Raw genomic sequence first — 17,871 nt, forward strand, 5'->3', positions numbered from 1 at the left:
TGCCATGCGCCGCGTCGCGCCCATCGTCTTCAGCGTTTTTTGCGCTTTCGCGGCGCCGGCTCAGGCGGGCGGACCGCCACCTTCCGACGGCGATTGGCCCTGCGTGCAAAGGCGCGCCGGCGCGATCAGCCGCGCGGCGGTCTGGTCCGGTCCCGAAACACCCGCAAGCCGCCCCGATAACGAGGACGCGGAATATTTGCTGGCCCGCAAGCTGGCGTCTCGGCGCACCCCGATGGCGGAAGCGGAGAGCCTGATCGACCAATTCGCCCAGGAGGCCGGCGCCGACAAGGACGAGCGGCTGACACGGGTCTTTGACAAGGCGCTGGAACTGATCAACGCGGAGCGCGACAAGGTGATCGCCGGCATCTTGCGCTATGCGCGCGGCCAGAAAATTCTGGCGGCGAAAGTGCGTGAGGAAGCCGAAAAGATCAGCGATGCGCAGGAAAACCAGGAGCCGCTGGCGCCCGACGATCTCGAAAAAGCCCATCCCGAATTGAAATGGGACAAGAGGATTTTCGACGATCGCGCCCGCGCCCTGACCGCCGTCTGCGAAACGCCGGTGCTGTTGGAGAAGCGCGCCTTCGCCATCGCCCAGGCTCTGCAGCGACGGCTCTGAATGCGTTATGAGACGCCCGGACTCCAAGGGGTTTTTGCTTCTGGAGGGCGAGCACGGCCGGCTGAAGAGGGCTTGAATAAGACAAAAATAATAAGATTATTGGCAGCGCCGGAACGATTGGGATTTTTTTTCGTTGTGACCTTGGTTTGGAGAAAGTAATCTCCGAACCGTCGACCTGCGGAGCATCAGACTCAACAAGGCGGGCGGCGAGGAAACGCAATACAGGGCAGCAAAAAATGAACGTTCTGATCGTAGGTCATGAGCAGGCCGCCAATTTCTTTCTGGCTGAAGGACTGAAGGCGGAGGGGTTCGACGTCACTTTCGTTCAGGAAGCCGAAGACCCCGTGGAAACCGTGAAGGCGCTCAATCCCTGCGCCGTGCTTTTCGACTCGACATCTTCCAGCGGCGGCGATCTCGAAGCCTGCCGCGCGATGCGCCGCAGCGGCCGCACCGAGCCGGTGCTGTTTCTCAGCGACCGGCACGATCCCGCCGATCGCGCCAGCGGCCTGATGGCCGGGGCCGACGATTACATCGCCAAGCCTTTTTCGTTCGAGGAATTGATCGAGCGGCTGCGGGCGCATCTGCTGCATCGTTCGCTTTCCGACGATTCCCGCGAACGCCGCAAGGTCGGACAGCTGGTGCTCGACATGCACACCCGTCAGGCGCATTTCGGCAAGGCCCATATCCGCCTGACCCAGCGCGAATCCGAACTGCTCGGCATTCTGATGGAGAACGCCAATCAGCCGGTGCGCCGCGTCGATATCTACGACCAGCTCTGGGGCGACCATGGCTGCACCTCGTTGAATGTCGTCGACGTCTACATGGGCTATCTGCGCACCAAATTTGCCGATATCACCCGCATCGGCGGGCCTTTCATCGGCACTGTGCGCGGGCGCGGCTTCATGCTCGACATGGGCGGCTATAAATGCGCGGCGCGCTGACGCGCCGCATTTTTTAATCCTTCCGTCCAACCCTCGTCCGCCGGCCGACGGCGGGCGAATCTATCCGTCGTTCGCCGCCGCCGCGGCGGAGCAAGGTCAAATCATGCACGCCTTCCGCCCTTTCCCGTTGCTTTTCGGCGCGACCGCCTTCGCTCTGGCGCTGTTGCTGGGCGCCGCCTCCGGCGCCCAGGAGCCCCAGCCCGACGCCGCCGATATCCTGTTTGAGCGCCCGCAATTGCAGGCGCTCAAACTCGGCGACAACCTCAAGTACAGCTATCGTTTCCATTCGGCGGACGAGAAGATCTTTGGGCCGTCCTTCGACGACACGATCGCGCTGACCATCGACCGGGGGGACACGCCGGACAAGAAGCGGGTGGATGTGCAATTATTTTCCGCCGAACGGCGCCGCGCCGCCGGACCTTTCGACGACATGGCCGGCAATCCGCTGCTCAGCCTGATGCTGGAGGAAAATCTTCAGCGCCTCGCGACGATTTTCCAGTCCAATCCGCGCTACATGAAAACGGCGATCCGCATGGCGCTGCGTTCCGCCAAGGCCAGCCCCGACCGGGCCGAGGGTTTCGACGCCGCCGCCCCGGCCTGGAAGGTCGAGGTCGCGCCTTTTCTCAACGATCCCAACAAGGCGCGCATGCACGGACTGGAAAGCCTGACCTATCGCTTCCGCGTGTCGGCGGCCGCTCCGGGCGAGATTTATGAAATCGACATTTCCGCGCGCGACGCATCGGGCGCGGTGCTGTTCGAGGAGACCACCCGCTATGACGCCAAGACGCCTTAGCAGGCTGCTGAAAAAAGCGTGCGTTGATCCCGCCGTGCTTCGAGATGCGATGCTTCGCATCGCTCCTCAGCATGAGGGGATCAATGGAATCAATAGGGTAGCCCTCATCCTGAGGAGGCCCGTAAGGGCCGTCTCGAAGGACGAGGGCGGTCCATGGATTTTTCAGCAGCCTGTTAGCGCCGCGTTGGCGCTTCTGGCGCTGCTGGCGCTCCTGGCTGCGCCGCGGGGCGCGGCGGCGCAGACGCCGGCCAATGATTTTCCCACCGAGGCGCGGGCCGATTACGTATTCGCCTGCATGGCGGCCAATGGCCAGACCTCGGAGGCCTTGCGCAAATGCGCCTGTTCGATGGATGTCGTGGCCTCGATTCTGCCCTATGACCGCTACGTCGAGGCCGAGACGATTCTGTCAATGCGCCAGGGGCTTGGACGGTCGGTGTCGATGTTTCGCGCCGCCAATTTCGAGGAAGCGGTCGCCGATCTGCGCCGGGCGCAGGCGGAAGGCGAGATCCGGTGTTTCAACTGATTTTTCGCGCGTCCAATGGTCGAAATCACACGCTTGGCGCCGTCGGCGACGGCAGGAAACGGCGGGTCGCGGACCATCCAGATCACGTCGGCGACCGTCTCATCATTGGCGATTAGCCGCCATCAAACAAGGGCGGGTCACTTCCTGCCCTCGCCCGACGTTACCAAACGTTAGATTTTGACCACTAGAGCACGCCACCATCAGACGCAAAGCTCTGTGAAAATTCGCCCCCTTGCGAATCCTTCGCCTCGATGCGCACCGGCTTGCCATTCGCCGCATAGCTGAAGCGGATGGTCGGGTCTTCGCTCAGCGATATGCCGTTTTTCATCGAGAAAAGCTCTTCGTCGCCCTGCAGCACCCGCACCGAGGTCACGTACCAGGCCGGTGTGTACATGCGGGTGATCTGGTCCATCTGCATGCCGGAATAATTGGGATGGCGGATCATCGCCTGCGCCTCGGCCCGACTTTGCGCGGCGAAAGACCGGAAGCGCATCTGTCCGGCGTTGGCCCGCGCCTCCTCGGGGTCTTTCGACGCCGGCGCCGAACAGCCGCCCGCCGCCTTGACGAAGGCCTTGACCATGTGCAGCGCGCCGCTCTCGGTCTCGGCGATCACACGCACGTAAGAATAGGAATTGACCCGCAACCGCAGCGACAAATCGAAATCGCCCGGGTCGATGCGTCCGCGCGTCACGGTGGTGACCAGCGGCGAGGGATTTTCATCGACGATCACCGTCGCGGCGATGACGCGGTCCCCTTTTTCGCGGGACAGGAATTTTACGTCCACCGGCACAAGCGCGGCGTCTTCGGCGCGGACCGGCGCGTCGAGCGTCACATAGCCCGGCGCCTCGTCGATCGACCGGTCGCCGAAAAACATCGGCTTCAGGCCTTTCCAGGTTTCTTCGCTGTCGGCGGTCTGGGCGCGGGCGGCCATGGGGGCCCAGAGGGCGCATTGCAGCAGCAGGCGGCGGGTTGGCACGGCGGCCTCCTTGTGAACCGCCCTCGTGGTTCGAGACGGCCCTTTCAGGGCCTCCTCACCATGAGGGCTACCCTATTGATTCCATTGATCCCCTCATGCTGAGGGCCACCCTTTTGATTCCATTGATCCCCTCATGCTGAGGAGCGATGCGAAGCATCGCGTCTCGAAGCACGGGGGGATCAACGCACGCATTTTTCAGCATCCTGTTAGGGATCGGGCGTCACGGTTTCCATCGGCCCATCGGCTTCGCGCCACCCTTCGACGCCATCGGCAAACCACAGCACATGTGTGTAGCCAAAGGATTGCGCGCGCTTCGCTGCATTCCACGACATCCAGCAGGCGCGCTTGCAGAAGAACACCATTTTCCGCGCCAGGTCGCCATCGGTCAGCCGCGCCAGCGCGCGCTTGAAATAGCCTTCGGTTTCAGCGGAGATTTCGCCGCGACCGACTTCCGGCAGCCAATGCGCGCCCTTGATGCTGATATGCGGCTTGTCCAGCCAGACCGCGTCCGGCGCGAGACCCTCGGGGCGGGGCGCATGGGGCAGCACGTCGATGAACAATATGTTCTCCTCGAACAGCGCGCGGGCCTCGGCGAATGAGAGCGCCGGCCGGCCCATCAGAGTTTCGGGAACCGGCGCCTGATAGGCGTCGAGCCGGTAGCCTTCGATTTCTGCGGGCGCCGCGATTTCTGCGGGCGCCGCGATTTCTGCAGGCGCCGCGATTTCCGCCGGCGCCGCGCTGGCCGCCGCGACGCTGACGATCAGCGCGACGATGGCGAGGCGCAAGCGCGACGGCGCCGTCATTCGACGTCTCCCTCCTTGCGCCGGTCCGGCGCGAGCGCCGCCGCTTCGACCGGAACCAGCGGAACGCCATAATCTTTTAGCACCTTCTCGATATCGGCCTGGCGCTTGCGCAGAATGTCGTTGAGCCGGTGGCGCCATTCCAGTTCGTTGCGGCGCAGGCCGAAGGCGATACGGAAGGACAGCGCCGGCCGCGCCTCGGATTTCAACGGCGCCACGCTCATCGGCTGTTCCGCCTTTCCGGCGAAATAGGCGCCGATCGGCCCCCAGAGAATCGCCGCGTCGATGACGCCGGTTTCGACATCGTGCAGCGCCTCTTGCGCCGGCGAGGCGAAACGGCGGTCCACCAAAAGGGCGTAAGTGCGCGCCTTGTCGATCAGGCCGAGCCGCAACAGGTGATCGGCGGGCGGCGTGGCGGCGATGACGCCGAGCCTGACGTCGGCCAGTCGCGGGTCGTCGAGGCTTTCGATCTTGTCCAGACCCGAACCGGCGCGCGAGACCAGCACATAGGTCGAGGCATAATAGGGGTTGGAATGATCGACAATGTCGGCGTCCGCCGCATAGCCCACGATCAGGTCGCACATGTCTTCGCCGAGCGTGGCGCGGACATAGCCGGGACCCTGCGGCATCCAGAAATAATGCAGCGGAACTTTCAGTTCGTCGGCGACAATTTCGGCGATTCTGTTTTCAAAACCCTGCTTCGCCCGGTCGGAAAAAGGCAGATCGGCGGGGGCGGCGCAGACGCGCAAACGATCGTGCGAAACAAGGTCCGGCCGGACTTGCGCGATCGCGGCTTTGGGAACCAGCGCCGCCAAAACCGGCAGCGCCAAAATCAATCGCGAAAAGCCGGTCAGGCCAGCCATGGTTTTAACTCGGAGCGCCCATGCAACTGTCCTGGGCATCCTGCCAGGCTTTGGGTTTGGCCTCATGATCCGGCGGGCGGCCGCGAGCGACGGCGTCATCCGAGCGCGCCTTCAGATAAATATAGATATCGTCGATGTAGCACATCACGTTCTTGTTCAGGCCGAGTTCGGGCATGACCTTTTCCTGGCCATTTTCGAGGTTCTTGCGGCCCTGTGCGACAACGGCGAGAAAATCGGTATAGGACAGCCTTTTCAGCGAGTCCTTGAGCGGCGGCGCGTAGGACGAGCCCATGCCGTCCGGTCCGTGGCAGACATGACATTCCGAATGATAGCGACGGAATCCGGAATAGGTGTACCAGTCGGTCTTTCCGTCCTTGTCGATATTATAGGTCGGATCGCCGCTGGCGTCGGTGTATTTACCGTCTTCGCCGGGGGTCGCGGGACCCGAATCCGCCTTGGCGGCGCCCACCAGTCCGAATACGGCGCAAAGGGTGAAAACGGAAAGGGCGAGGCAGACTTTTCCGGCCCGGCGGTTCGGGTGTTTTTCCACGATATCGGTCACAACGCTCATTCCATTCGGCTATGGGGCGCGCGTTCCCTTGCCGCTTTCGGGGAAGGCGACCCGCGATTTGGCGCAAGTTCGGAACAAAAAGCCAGGCGGGCAATGTGCTCCGCCTGGCAGGATTTGGCGTTAGGCGATCATTCGGGGAGCGCGAAGACCGTCAGGGTGCCGCCAAGGGCTGTGTAGTTGCTAAGGGCCGCATAGCCGCCAACCGCGCCGAGACCGGCGTGAGGATCGGCGAGGCCGGCCGCGAGTCCAATGCCGGCCCAGCCGCCGACACCGGACAGCACCGCCACATATTGGCGTCCCTTGTGCTGGTAGGTCATCACATTGCCGATGATGCCCGACGGAGTCTTGTATTTGTAGAGCTCCTTGCCCGTCTTGGCGTCCACGGCTTTCAGATAGCCTTCCAGCGTGCCGTAGAACACGACGTCGCCGGCGGTGGCGAGAGCGCCCGACCAGACCGAGAACTGCTCGGAATCTGACCAGACAATCTTGCCCTTGGTGGCGTCCCAGGCGATGAAATTACCCATATTGGTACCGCCCGGCGCGGGGAACATCGTCAGGGTGGCGCCGACATAGGGCTGGCCCGGGGTATAGGACACTCGGAACGGCTCGTAATCCATGCAGACATGGTTGGTCGGCACGTAGAACAGGCCGGTCTTGGGCGAATAGGCCGCAGGCTGCTGATCCTTGGAGCCGAGCGCCGCCGGACAGATGCCCTGCGAATTGACGTCTTCGCCATTATGCTCGGTGGAATATTTGGCGACCACCAGCGGACGGCCATAGGTCGGGCTGCTCTTGTCCATATCGACCTTGGTCGCCCAGTTCACCGCCGGATCGAATTTTTCGGCGACGAGAAGTTCGCCGGTGACACGGTCGAGGGTGTAGCCGAAGCCGTTGCGGTCGAAATGCACCAGCAGTTTGCGGTCCTTGCCGTCGATCTTCTGATCGACCAGCGGCACTTCATTGATGCCGTCGAAGTCCCACTCGTCATGCGGGGTCATCTGATAGACCCATTTGGCTTCGCCGGTGTCGGGGTTGCGCGCCCAAAGGGTCATCGACCACTTGTTGTCGCCGGGACGCTGTTTCGGATTCCAGGTCGAGGGGTTGCCCGAGCCGTAATAGAACAGGTTCAGGTCCGGATCGTAGGAATACCAGCCCCAGGTGCAGCCGCCGCCGGTCTTCCACTGGTCGCCCTGCCAGGTCTTGAGCGAGGAATCCTTGCCGACCGGCTTGCCGAGCGACGTGGTCTTTTCCGGATTGACCATGATCTGGTCGTCCGGGCCCTCGGAGAAGGCGCGCCAGACGCGGGCGCCGGTCTTGATGTCATAGGCGGTGACATGGCATTGCACGCCGAACTCGCCGCCGGAAATACCGACGATCACCTTGTCCTTAACCGGCAGAACCGTCGCGGTGTTGGTCTCGCCGCGCTTGGGATCGCCATTGGCCACCGACCACTCGACCTTGCCGGTCTGGGCGTTGAGGGCGACAACGGTGGTGTCGGCCTGGTGCAGGAAGATCTTGCCATCGGCATAGGCGAGGCCGCGGTTGACGGTGTCGCAGCACATCACCGGAACGACGTTAGGGTCCTGTTTGGGCTCGTATTTCCACAAGATCTTGCCGTCGTTGTTGAGATCGAGGGCATAGACGTTGTTGGGGAAGGGCGTATGCACATACATCACGTCGCCGATGACCAGCGGCGCGCCTTCGTGTCCGCGCAGCACGCCGGTGGAGAAGCTCCAGGCCGGAACGATCTTGGCGACGTTGTTTTTGGTGATCTGGTCGAGCGTCGAATAACGCGTATTCGCGTAATTGCCCGCCTGCATCACCCATTGCTTGGGGTCCTGGGAGCCCTTTTGCACGGATTCATTGGCGAACGCCGCCGTGTTGAGCGCCAGCAAGCTGACCGACAAGAACGATGTATAAAGCCTTCTCATGGAATTCCTCCCTTGCGCCGCCGACCGCGGACGGCTTCCCTCCGCCAAATTTGCGGTCGATGTCTTTTTGTTGTGCCGATGCCGCCGTCAGCACGCGTTCAAAGCCGGCGATCCGCCGAGCTTAGGCGCTGTCAAAATCTGACGACCTTCAGAATCTAATCTCTAAGTTCGGCGGCGGCAACTGTGCAAAGGGAGTGTGTCTTTTATAATTGTCTTAGAAGAAAATCGATTGCGGTCTCATTTCATGCTGCGCTGCAATAATAGTCAAAATGATTATTGCCATTCCAGTTCGTGATAGGCGGCGGTGGCGTTACGCGGATTGAAATCGTCGAACAGCCGCCATTTGCCGCGCTCGGTCGCGGCGGCGGACCCGGCGGCCTCGCGAATGGTCCGCCCCTCGCGCAGCGCCTCGCCGACATCGTCGCGCAACCGGCGTAAATAGGCCTCCTCGGCTTCGGCCGCTTCGGGCCAGGCCACGGAGGCCGGGCCATGTCCTGGAACCGCCCGTTTCGCCTGCCGCTGTTTCAGCTTTTGCAGATTGTCCAGCCAGCCGGTCAATTTGCCGTCCAGCGCCGGGATATGCCCTGAAAATAACAGGTCGCCCAAAAACAAGGCGCCGCTGGCCTCGTCGGTGATGGTGATATCGGCATTGGTATGGCCCGAGGGCCAGGATTCGAGTTTCAGCCGCCGGTTGCCGAGATCGATCTGCGTCTCTCCATCCACCAGCAGCGTCGGCGGCACGATCCTCGTTCCGGCGAATTCCTGTTCCCCGAGCAGATTTCGCGCGGCGTTGAGGTAATCGTCGGCATGGGCGGCCATCGCCGCAGGCAGCGCGCGATGGCCGACAAATTGCGGACGATCCTCGACAAAGGCCGCGGCGCCGAGGATATGATCGGGATGGCCATGCGTAAAAATGACATAAAGGATCGGCTTGCTAGTCAGTGCGCGGATGGCGGCGCGCAATTTTCGCCCGATGGCAGGGCTTCCGCCGGTGTCGATGACGGCGACGCCGTCGCGGCCGATAATGAAGCCGCTATTGCTGATCTGGCCCGCGTTTTGCTTGTCGGTCAGGGCAATGACGCCGGGCAGGACATAGGCGCCCGGCGCGATTTCAATGGCAGCGGACGGCCCCGCTTGTCCCGGCAAGGCGCAAGCCCCGGAACCAGCGATCAACCCGGCGAAAACAACAGCTGCGAGACGTACGGAGAGGAAATATCGGTTCGCTTTTCTCGCGGCGGTCGCCGCGGGAGACCTGTACCGACAGGCGCTTCGGAGCCTGACCTCGGGACTCATCGACGTTTCGTCAGAAGGAACAGGATATGTCCGTTTTCACCGCCGTGATCCTCGTTTGTCAACTCTCCACCCCACCGCAGGCCTGCGACGAGATGAACGCCGTCGACGTTATTTCCACCCAGGTGGAAAATGAACTGGCCTGCCTGCACGGCGGGCAGGAAGTCGTGGCGCGCGGCGCCCTGCGCGACGGCGTGGGCGATACGCTTTATGTAAAGACGATCTGCCGCAAGAACCGGACCGCCGCCCTCATTCGAGACTAGGACCTGCGCGGGTCAGGCTCAAGCCCTTCCTGCGCGCTTGACGCACGGCGTCTCTCAATTTGTTCTTAATGAGGCCGCCGGTCGTTGCGTGCGATGCTGGGCGCCCCTTTAATGGGTGGCCATTTGCTCCCATTAAAAGGTCGTTCCCATGAAAACGCGCGCGGCGGTCGCCTGGAAAGCCGAAGCCCCCCTGACCATTGAAACGGTCGATCTCGAAGGTCCAAAAACCGGCGAGGTTCTGGTCGAAATCATGGCCACGGGCGTCTGCCATACCGACGCCTATACTCTGTCCGGGCTTGATTCGGAGGGAAAATTTCCGGCCATTCTTGGCCATGAAGGCGCGGGAATCGTCCGCGAGGTCGGCCCCGGCGTGACTTGGGTCAAGCCTGGCGACCATGTCATTCCGCTCTACACGCCGGAATGCAGGCAGTGTAAAAGCTGCCTCTCGCAGCGCACCAATCTCTGCACCGCCATCCGCGCCACCCAGGGCCAGGGCATTATGCCTGACGGCACGAGCCGATTCTCCTGCGCGCCGGCCGGCGGCAGCAAGGATATCCTGTGGCATTACATGGGCTGCTCGACCTTCTCGAACTTCACCGTCCTGCCGGAAATCGCGCTCGCCAAGGTGCGCGAGGACGCGCCTTTCGACAAGATCTGCTATATTGGCTGCGGCGTCACCACCGGGATCGGCGCAGTGGTCTACACCGCAAAGGTCTGGCCGGGCGCCAATGTTGTCGTCTTCGGCCTGGGCGGCATCGGCCTCAACGTCATTCAGGGCGCGCGCATGGTCGGCGCGGACAAGATCATCGGCGTCGATCTGAACCCCGGCAAGGTTGAAATGGCGAAGAAATTCGGCATGACCCATTTCATCAACCCGGACGAAGTCGGGCGCGACAAGGTCGTCGAAGCCATTGTCGACGCCACCGGCGGCGGCGCCGATTTTTCGTTCGAATGTATCGGCAATGTCCATACGATGCGGCAATCGCTGGAATGCTGCCATCGCGGCTGGGGCACGTCGATCCTCATCGGCGTGGCGCCGTCGGGGCAGGAAATCGCCACGCGGCCCTTTCAGCTGGTCACGGGCCGCAACTGGCGCGGCTCGGCCTTCGGCGGCGCGCGTGGCCGCACCGATGTGCCGAAAATCGTCGATTGGTACATGGAGGGCAAGATCAACATCGACGATCTGATCACCCACACCATGCCGCTCGACAAGATCAACGACGCCTTCGACCTGATGCACAAGGGCGAGTCGATCCGCTCGGTGGTGATCTTCTGATCCCGACGCGGCGCGCTCGGGCAGGCCGGCAACCTCCGATTTGTCGGTCCCCCTCGCATTTGGCAGGCTGCTGAAAAGTGCCTGGGTTAATCCCCCCGTGCTTCGAGACGCGATGTGTCGCATCGCTCCTCAGCATCAGGGGATCAATGGAATCAATAGGGTAGCCCTCATTGTGAGGAGGCCCTGAAAGGGCTGTCGCGGAGCCGTGCGCAGCCTGTCAGGGCTGTTCTTTGAGGACGCGCCGCTCCAGCAGGTATTTCAGGCCGCGATCCCAGGTCTCATCGGTATTGCCGCGAATATCGACGCTGCCGCCCTTGAGCGTCTCACCGGTGGCGGCGTCCTCGATGCGGATGTTCAGGTTCAGGATCAGATTGCTGACCTTCTGCGTCCAGGCCACGATGGCGAGCTGCGCGCCGGCCTTTTTCGCCAGTTCGACCTCGCAGCCGTTGCAATCGTGGATATCCTTGACGGCGTCGATCTGGCTTGCGACCGGCGCGAGGTCGATGACGCGATACTGGCCGGTCTTTTCCAACGCCAGTTTCAACGCCGCAGTCATGCGCTGGATTCGCGCGGCTTCCTCGGGCGAGGTCTCCTGCGGCGAGGAATTGACGAAGACCGTGTCGAAGACGGCGGCGGTCTTCGGTTCGTCGGCCCGCGCGCCAGCCGCCGCGCCGAAGGCATGAGCCGCCATCAGGGCGAGGATCAGAGGTTTTTTCATGCGCATGGGATTCCGTCACAAGGTTGGGGCGGGAGGCCCGTCGCTGTTGGCAAGCTATCACGGCGCGGGCGCTCGGCAAGCCGCCGCTCGCGCTGGAACCGCGCCAGCCGAATCATGGCGCGCCCGCCTCGCGCGGACCGGCGGCGATTCGCCCGGCCAGCAGGGTTCCCGACATCCAGGCGCCTTCGACGCGCGCGCCGACCAGCCAGTCGCCGCACAGGCCGAGCCGGCGGTCTGCATCCCACAAGGCGCCCGATCCCTCGACGCTCTCGACTCCGGCGCGCGCATAGCGCCACCGGTGCGCGCCGCGCGAGATCGTCGCCGGCAAGGCCAATCCGAGCCACTGCGAAAAAGCCGCCGACAGCGCGAGCGCCACCCATTCCGCGTCGGCTTCGAGATGACGCCGCGACCAGTCGGGGCCCGCCTGAAGCACCCAGGCTTCGGGTCCGGTCCGCCCCGGCTTGGATCGATTGCGCGCCGCCCAGCCGAGGATGTCGGCCTCGCCGCCCTCAAGACAGTCCACAGCGGTCGGTAGAGTCTCGGCGAAAGCCAGCATCGCGGTCCAGCATGGCGCGCTCGGCGCCGAGGCCGCGCGCCCCGCGAAATCGGGCGCAACCGATGCGAGCAGGGCCGCCGCCTGTTCGGCGGGCGTTGCGACGACGGCGATATCGACAACGATGGACTCCCCTGCCCCCAAAACCAGCCGCCAGCCCGCGCTTGACCGCTCCAGCCGCGTCACGGGGGTCGCCCAGCGCGCCGACTGGCCCTCGGCCATCTGCCTTATCGGCGCGTTCATCGCCGGAACACCGACATAGGCGCCCTCTCCCGCCGCCGGCCAGGGCGCGACCGCGCCGCGCGCCAGCCAGTCGTCCACCCGCGCCCGAAAAGCGGCGTCGCGCACCGTGAAATATTGCGCGCCATGATCAAAACTGGCTTCGCCCGCCAATGTGGGGACGCGCCGCGTCGACATGCGCCCTCCCGGTCCCCGCCCTTTGTCGAACAGCGCCACATCGTGACCCTGTCCCGCCAAACCCTCGGCGCAAGCCAGCCCCGCCATGCCTGCGCCAACAATCCCGATCTTCACCGAAAATTCCCCCGCAACAGCGTCTCAACCGGCGGCAGGGCGGCAAATTCGATCATGCGGGAACTCCGGAACTTTGGGCTTTTTGATCGAGCCGGTCGAGAAAGGCGTCGGCCTCGGCGACGATCGCGGCTTCCCGCTCTTTCGGCCAAAGGCCAAGCGTGCGGTAGGGCATCGCCAGCCGTGGATTGCCCGAAAGCCGGTCTTTCTGACGGATCAGGAAAGCCCAGTAAAGAAAGTTGAACGGGCAGGCGCGCGGACCGGTCTTCTGTTTGACGTCGTAGGCGCAGCCTCGGCAATAGTCCGCCATCCGGTCGATATAGGCGCCCGAAGCCGCATAGGGCTTGGACGCCATTTGCCCGCCATCGGCAAAAATCGCCATGCCGAGCGTATTGGGCATTTCCACCCATTCATAGGCGTCGGCGTATACCGCGAGATACCAGCGCTCGACTTCGCTTGGCGCGAGACCAGCCAGAAGCGCGAAGTTTCCGGTCACCATCAGCCGCTGGATATGATGCGCATAGGCGTAACGCGCCGTGCCGAGAATCGTCTCGCGCAGACAGCGCATGTCGGTGTCGCCGGTCCAGTAGAACTCCGGCAGCTTACGGGTCGCCGCCAGCGCGTTGCGCTCCGCATATTCCGGCATCAGCGTCCAGTAGACGCCGCGCACATATTCCCGCCAGCCCAAAACCTGACGCACGAAGCCCTCGACCGCGTTCAACGGCGCGGCATTCGACTTCCAGGCGGTTTCAGCCGCGCGGCAGATTTCTGCAGGGGAAAGCAGCCCGAGGTTCAAGGCCGGCGCCAGCAGCGAATGGAACAGGAAGGGCGCGCCGGCTTTCATCGCGTCCTGGTAATCGCCGAATTCGGGCAGGCCATGGGCGATGAAATCTTCGAGCGCGCGCAAGGCATCGGCGCGCGTCACCGGCCAGCCGAATGCCTCCAGCGCGCCAAAATGATCGGGGAATCGCCGCTCGACCAGCGCCATGACCTCGCGCGTCGTCGCATCGGGCGGGAAGCGCAGCCGCGCGGGCGGAATGGTCCGCGCCGGCAGCCGCTTGCGGTTCGCGGCGTCATAGTTCCACTGGCCGCCCGCCGGCTGTCCGTCCTCCATCAGAATTCCATGTTCGCGCCGCATCTCGCGGTAGAAATGCTCCAGCCGCCAGCCGCGACGCCCTTTCGCCCAGGCGGCGAAGCGGGCGCGGCTGGCGAAGAAGCGTGTATCGGCGCGCACCTCGACTTGCGTTCCCGTCAGCGACGCCCAGCCCTCGGCCATTTTCTGCACGCGCCATTCGGAAGGTTCGGTCACGATAATACGATCCGGCCGATGCCGCGCGACCGCGCGCTGGACCTCGCCGGTGAACCCCCCGGTGTTAAGCTTTGCATCGAGTTTTATGTAATCGACGTTCACGCCGCGCCGGCGCAACGTGTCGGCAAAGTGGCGCATCGCCGAGAGCGCCAGCACGATCTTCTGCTTGTGGTGGCGCACCCACGCGCTTTCCTCCTCGACCTCCATCATCAGGACGACGTCAGACCTTTCATCGATACCTGTCAACGCACTGAGGTTATCGGAAAGCTGGTCGCCGAGAACAATTCGCAAGTTGGTCATGGCGCCGGCGATCCCGGTCCGCGCGCCGATTGCGGCGGCGTCATGCGGCAGCGGTCGGAGCAATATTTGACGTTGTCCCAGTCACGCGCCCATTTCTTGCGCCAGACCAAAGGCCGCCGGCACTGGACACAGGTCTTGGTCGGCAGGTCGGCCTTGCGGCGCATCCGGGCCATGCGATCACCTGCGCGCGGGCCGGACGCGTCCTAACAGCCGCGAGATGAAGGGCCGGACCGGAAGAAACATCCGGTAGCCAAACTCCATCACCGGCAAGGCGCCCGGCAGCGACGCGGCGCGCGCCGCCCAGCGCCACCCGCCCGGCAGGCTCTTCCACACCTCGACGAAACCCGCCGCGCCGGAGACGACGCGCCCATCGCCGGCGCGCACATGAAACCGCTCCATCGCCCGCTGCCGGGTCACGCCTTCGGGAGTTGCGGCGTCGGCTTGCGAGACATCGACAAAGCAAATCGCGTCGGTTTCGTCCTTGCGGCGGTAATAGCCGATTTCCGCCCGACAGAGCGGACAGGAGCCGTCGAAATAGACCGTCGATTTCGAGCCTTCCGACATCGCGCAACTCTCCTGTATGGGGCGTTCAGTTGACCAGCACGGGGGACTGACGCAAATAGGTCTTGTCCTCGATCTGTTTTACGAGGAAGTCGGCGACGTCCGCGCGCGAGACGATCCCGTTGCGCCAAAGCGACGGCTCGGCAAGAACCTTGTAGCGTCCGGTCCTGGGTCCGCCGGTCAGGACGCCGGGCCGCGCAATCGTCCATTCCAACCCGCTTTCCTCGATCAGGCGCTCCTGCACGCTCTTGTCGTCATAGGCGCGGCCAAGGATAAGCTGGAACGGCAGGCGCTGAAGGCAGCCGATATGCGCGCGGCTTTCGCCGGCGCCAAAACCGGTCACACAAATCAGACGCTTGACGCCTTTGACGTCCATCGCCGCGATCAGCACCCGGGTCGCGTCCGAGAAAAGGCTTACCGGTTTGAACAAATCGCCCGCCGCCACGCCGAGAGCCTCGATCACGACGTCCACCCCGTTCAGGGCGGCCTCGACGTCCACGGTGCTCAAGGCGTCGCCGCGAACTTTTTCGAGATTGGGATGCGAAAGCGCCATTCCGGCGGCGGAGCGCGCGAGCGCGCGAACGCGGTAGCCGGCCTGGAGAGCCTGGCGCGCCGTCTCCAGCCCGATGCCCTTGCTGGCGCCGATGATCAGTACCTGCATCATGGAAACCTTCCCGAAGCCGGGCGAAGAATATTTTGCCCTTGCCGTTCCCAGATCATACGCTCGGAAGGCCTGTTTGGATTGGCCTTGCCGCGCGTTCAAGGCTTGCCCGATGTCACTGCGCGGCGGCGGCGGGACCAGAACGCCCCCCGTCGAACGGATGAGGGCAAATGCGGCGGCCCTGTCGCGGCGCGGCCTTGACATGGCAGGGACATCAGAGGACTCTCAGCCTCCAAAGTGGAGCAAATCCACAGAAAAAATCGATGGGGAAGCGTTCATGATATCGGCTTTATCGCAGAACAGGCGGCGCCTGTTCTCATTGTCCGCGCTTGTCATCGGCTCGATGATCGGCGCCGGAAACTTCCCGATTCCCCAGACCTTCGCGGTCCAGATGGACCCGCCCGGCTCGAACATGACTTGGCTCATGGCCATGGCCGGCATGTGCGCGCTGGCGCGGGTTTTTCAGGCCCTCGCCGAACGCAAGCCCGATCCGGACGCGGGCGTCCCAAGCCTGTGCGCGAGCGGGTTTCGGCGCATGTCCGGGCGGTCTGTCGGTTAGGGTTGGGCGATGACCGGAAGGGAAGGCTCGCGATGAGTTCTGAACAGCAAAAAATGCCGCTCTCCTCGCTGACCGCCATGGTGATCGGGTCGATGGTCGGCGCCGGCATTTTCAACCTGCCCGGCCGGTTCGCGACGGCGACGGGCCCCTTCGGCGCGCTGATCGCCTGGGCGATCGCCGGCACCGGCATGTATATGCTGGCGCGCGTGTTCCAGGCGCTCGCGGAAAAGCGGCCGGATATCGACGCCGGCGTGTTCGCCTACGCCAAAGCCGGCTTTGGCGATTACGTCGGCTTTCTGTCGGCCTTCGGCTACTGGATCGGCAGCGTCCTCGGCAACACCTTTTATTGGGTGCTGATCACCGCGACTCTCGGCAGGTTCTTTCCCGAAATATTCGGGGAAGGAACCAACGCAACCGCGATCGGCGTTTCGCTCATCGGCGTCTGGGCGTTCCATTTCCTGATCTTGCGCGGCGTCAAGGAAGCGACCTTCATCAACAAGGTCGTCACCGTCGCCAAGATCGTTCCGCTCATCGTCGCGGTCCTGATTTTCGTCTTCTTCTTCAATTATGCGCAGTTTTCGCAGAACTTCTTCGGCGGCGTCGGGATGCCGGAAAAGACCCTGCTCGCGCAGGTGCGCGACACCATGCTGATCACGGTGTTCGTGTTCATTGGCATCGAAGGCGCGAGCGTCTACTCCCGTTTCGCCACGAAGCGCTCGGATGTCGGCGCGGCGACCATCCTTGGATTCGTCGGCGTCACCGGCCTTATGGTCGCGGTCACGCTGCTACCATACGCCACCGCGCCCCGCGCGGCGATCGCCGGCGTTGCGAACCCGTCGCTGGCGGGCGCACTGGAACTCGTGGTCGGACACTGGGGCGCGGTGATGATCTCCATAGGCGTGCTGGTCTCGGTGCTCGGCGCCTTCCTTGCCTGGACGCTCATATGCGCCGAAGTGCTGTTCGCCGCAGCCAAGTCGGGCGATATGCCGCGGCTGTTTGCGACGCAGAACAGCAATGAAGTTCCAACGCTTGCGCTTTGGGTCTCCAACATCGTCGTTTCGCTTTTCATCATCTCGACCTACTGGTCCCAGGACGCATTCAACTTCATGCTCGACATGACCAGCGTGACGACGCTGCTGCCTTATCTGCTTGTCGCAGGGTATGGCGTGCTGCTGGCGCGCAGCGGCGTCGGCTACGAGAAGACGCCGGATGAGCGCGGCCGCGACCAGATCATCGCGGGGATCGCCGTCATCTACGTGATCTTCATGTTCATCGCCGCCGGCCTGAAATACGTGCTTCTGGTGACGGTCCTCTTCGCGCCGGGGACAATCCTCTATTTCTGGGCGCGGCGGGAACAGAACGCGCGTCTGTTCACCCCGGTCGAACTCGGTATTTTCGCTGTCGTGATCGTCGGGGCCGCCATCGGCGTCTACGGCCTGGCGACCGGGCTTATTACGCCCTGATTTGGTCGGGACGTGAGAATTCATATGGAAAACGCGTCCAGTGCGCGCGCACGAAAACAGGTCAAGAAGGGTGAAATGACCATGACGGACAAGGCAACCAAATTCGGCGTCCACTCCGAAGTGGGCCAACTGCGCAAGGTTCTGGTCTGCGCGCCGGGCCGGGCGCATCAGCGCCTGACGCCGAGCAATTGCGACGAGTTGCTGTTCGACGACGTGCTATGGGTCGAGAACGCCAAGCGCGACCATTTCGATTTCATCACCAAGATGCGCGACCGCGGCGTCGATGTCGTGGAGTTGCACAATCTGCTGGCCGAGACTGTCGCCATCCCCGAGGCCAAGGCCTGGATCCTCGACAATCAGGTCGTGCCCAACCAGG

At 63.3% G+C, this 17,871-nt stretch carries 21 protein-coding genes; 9 read left to right on the forward strand and 12 right to left on the reverse strand.

Features of this window, described 5'->3' with window-relative positions; genetic code table 11:
• Nucleotides 1–4 precede the first annotated feature (4 nt).
• From QZY01_RS08645 to QZY01_RS08660, 4 genes are all read left to right on the forward strand, one after another.
• On the forward strand, nt 5–616 hold the full coding sequence (locus QZY01_RS08645) for a hypothetical protein (protein WP_294535933.1): 612 nt from the start codon (nt 5–7) through the stop codon (nt 614–616).
• A 236-nt stretch (nt 617–852) separates the two neighbouring features.
• A complete protein-coding gene (locus QZY01_RS08650; protein WP_294535935.1) occupies nt 853–1,557 on the forward strand; it encodes a response regulator transcription factor in 705 nt (234 codons plus the stop codon).
• A gap of 103 nt (nt 1,558–1,660) precedes the next feature.
• Entirely contained in the window at nt 1,661–2,350 is a 690-nt protein-coding gene (locus QZY01_RS08655; protein ID WP_294535937.1) for a hypothetical protein, read from the forward strand.
• A 193-nt stretch (nt 2,351–2,543) separates the two neighbouring features.
• The gene (locus tag QZY01_RS08660; RefSeq protein ID WP_294535984.1) at nt 2,544–2,873 is read left to right on the forward strand and encodes a hypothetical protein; all 330 of its coding nucleotides are present in this window, start codon (nt 2,544–2,546) and stop codon (nt 2,871–2,873) included.
• A gap of 184 nt (nt 2,874–3,057) precedes the next feature.
• Here the strand turns inward: QZY01_RS08660 and QZY01_RS08665 are convergent, their stop codons facing one another.
• The 6 genes from QZY01_RS08665 to QZY01_RS08690 form a co-directional block, all read right to left on the reverse strand.
• A complete protein-coding gene (locus tag QZY01_RS08665; RefSeq protein WP_294535940.1) occupies nt 3,058–3,849 on the reverse strand; it encodes a quinoprotein dehydrogenase-associated SoxYZ-like carrier in 792 nt (263 codons plus the stop codon).
• A gap of 206 nt (nt 3,850–4,055) precedes the next feature.
• Nucleotides 4,056–4,652, reverse strand: a complete 597-nt coding sequence (locus tag QZY01_RS08670) for a rhodanese-like domain-containing protein (RefSeq protein ID WP_294535944.1) — start codon at nt 4,650–4,652, stop codon at nt 4,056–4,058.
• Nucleotides 4,649–5,512 carry a quinoprotein dehydrogenase-associated putative ABC transporter substrate-binding protein gene (locus tag QZY01_RS08675; protein WP_294535946.1) on the reverse strand — a complete coding sequence of 288 codons (864 nt, stop codon included), beginning with the start codon at nt 5,510–5,512 and terminating at the stop codon, nt 4,649–4,651. Before QZY01_RS08675 ends, QZY01_RS08670 begins: the two co-directional genes overlap by 4 nt.
• Nucleotides 5,513–5,516: 4 nt before the next feature.
• Complete coding sequence (locus tag QZY01_RS08680; RefSeq protein ID WP_294535986.1) at nt 5,517–5,984, reverse strand: c-type cytochrome, methanol metabolism-related; 468 nt, start codon at nt 5,982–5,984, stop codon at nt 5,517–5,519.
• A 227-nt stretch (nt 5,985–6,211) separates the two neighbouring features.
• Nucleotides 6,212–8,014 (reverse strand): lanthanide-dependent methanol dehydrogenase XoxF5, encoded by a 1,803-nt coding sequence (gene xoxF5 / locus QZY01_RS08685; protein ID WP_294535948.1) that lies wholly within the window; start codon nt 8,012–8,014, stop codon nt 6,212–6,214.
• Between the two features lie 273 nt (nt 8,015–8,287).
• Entirely contained in the window at nt 8,288–9,160 is an 873-nt protein-coding gene (locus QZY01_RS08690) for a quinoprotein relay system zinc metallohydrolase 2 (RefSeq protein WP_294535950.1), read from the reverse strand.
• Between the two features lie 173 nt (nt 9,161–9,333).
• On the opposite strand from QZY01_RS08690, the gene QZY01_RS08695 reads away from it, so the two are divergent.
• Together QZY01_RS08695 and QZY01_RS08700 are read left to right on the forward strand one after the other, a co-directional pair.
• On the forward strand, nt 9,334–9,567 hold the full coding sequence (locus QZY01_RS08695; protein ID WP_294535952.1) for a hypothetical protein: 234 nt from the start codon (nt 9,334–9,336) through the stop codon (nt 9,565–9,567).
• Between the two features lie 148 nt (nt 9,568–9,715).
• On the forward strand, nt 9,716–10,843 hold the full coding sequence (locus QZY01_RS08700; RefSeq protein WP_294535955.1) for an S-(hydroxymethyl)glutathione dehydrogenase/class III alcohol dehydrogenase: 1,128 nt from the start codon (nt 9,716–9,718) through the stop codon (nt 10,841–10,843).
• A gap of 217 nt (nt 10,844–11,060) precedes the next feature.
• Here QZY01_RS08700 and QZY01_RS08705 read toward each other — a convergent pair whose 3' ends face one another.
• The 6 genes from QZY01_RS08705 to QZY01_RS08730 all read right to left on the reverse strand — a co-directional run bounded on the left by QZY01_RS08705 (nt 11,061) and on the right by QZY01_RS08730 (nt 15,476).
• Entirely contained in the window at nt 11,061–11,561 is a 501-nt protein-coding gene (locus tag QZY01_RS08705; protein ID WP_294535958.1) for a DUF3280 domain-containing protein, read from the reverse strand.
• A gap of 112 nt (nt 11,562–11,673) precedes the next feature.
• Nucleotides 11,674–12,645 carry an FAD-dependent oxidoreductase gene (locus tag QZY01_RS08710; RefSeq protein WP_294535960.1) on the reverse strand — a complete coding sequence of 324 codons (972 nt, stop codon included), beginning with the start codon at nt 12,643–12,645 and terminating at the stop codon, nt 11,674–11,676.
• Nucleotides 12,646–12,697: 52 nt separating this feature from the next.
• Entirely contained in the window at nt 12,698–14,251 is a 1,554-nt protein-coding gene (locus QZY01_RS08715) for a cryptochrome/photolyase family protein (protein ID WP_294535963.1), read from the reverse strand.
• Entirely contained in the window at nt 14,248–14,424 is a 177-nt protein-coding gene (locus QZY01_RS08720) for a DUF2256 domain-containing protein (RefSeq protein ID WP_294535965.1), read from the reverse strand. The genes QZY01_RS08715 and QZY01_RS08720 overlap by 4 nt, the downstream gene beginning before the upstream one ends.
• A gap of 4 nt (nt 14,425–14,428) precedes the next feature.
• Entirely contained in the window at nt 14,429–14,815 is a 387-nt protein-coding gene (locus QZY01_RS08725; RefSeq protein WP_294535968.1) for a DUF393 domain-containing protein, read from the reverse strand.
• A gap of 25 nt (nt 14,816–14,840) precedes the next feature.
• Nucleotides 14,841–15,476: an SDR family NAD(P)-dependent oxidoreductase gene (locus QZY01_RS08730; protein ID WP_294535970.1), complete on the reverse strand. Its 636-nt coding sequence runs from the start codon at nt 15,474–15,476 to the stop codon at nt 14,841–14,843.
• Here QZY01_RS08730 and QZY01_RS08735 point away from each other — a divergent pair.
• The 3 genes from QZY01_RS08735 to QZY01_RS08745 all read left to right on the forward strand — a co-directional run.
• On the forward strand, nt 15,475–16,032 hold the full coding sequence (locus tag QZY01_RS08735; RefSeq protein WP_294535973.1) for a hypothetical protein: 558 nt from the start codon (nt 15,475–15,477) through the stop codon (nt 16,030–16,032). The genes QZY01_RS08730 and QZY01_RS08735 overlap by 2 nt on opposite strands.
• Before the next feature lie 32 nt (nt 16,033–16,064).
• Nucleotides 16,065–17,495: a basic amino acid/polyamine antiporter gene (locus tag QZY01_RS08740; RefSeq protein ID WP_294535976.1), complete on the forward strand. Its 1,431-nt coding sequence runs from the start codon at nt 16,065–16,067 to the stop codon at nt 17,493–17,495.
• 81 nt (nt 17,496–17,576) lie between these two features.
• Nucleotides 17,577–17,871 (forward strand): arginine deiminase family protein (locus tag QZY01_RS08745; protein WP_294535979.1); only part of this gene is annotated, 295 nt, incomplete at its 3' end.

It is taken from the genome of uncultured Rhodoblastus sp., assembly GCF_903903185.1.
Classification (GTDB): domain Bacteria; phylum Pseudomonadota; class Alphaproteobacteria; order Rhizobiales; family Beijerinckiaceae; genus Rhodoblastus.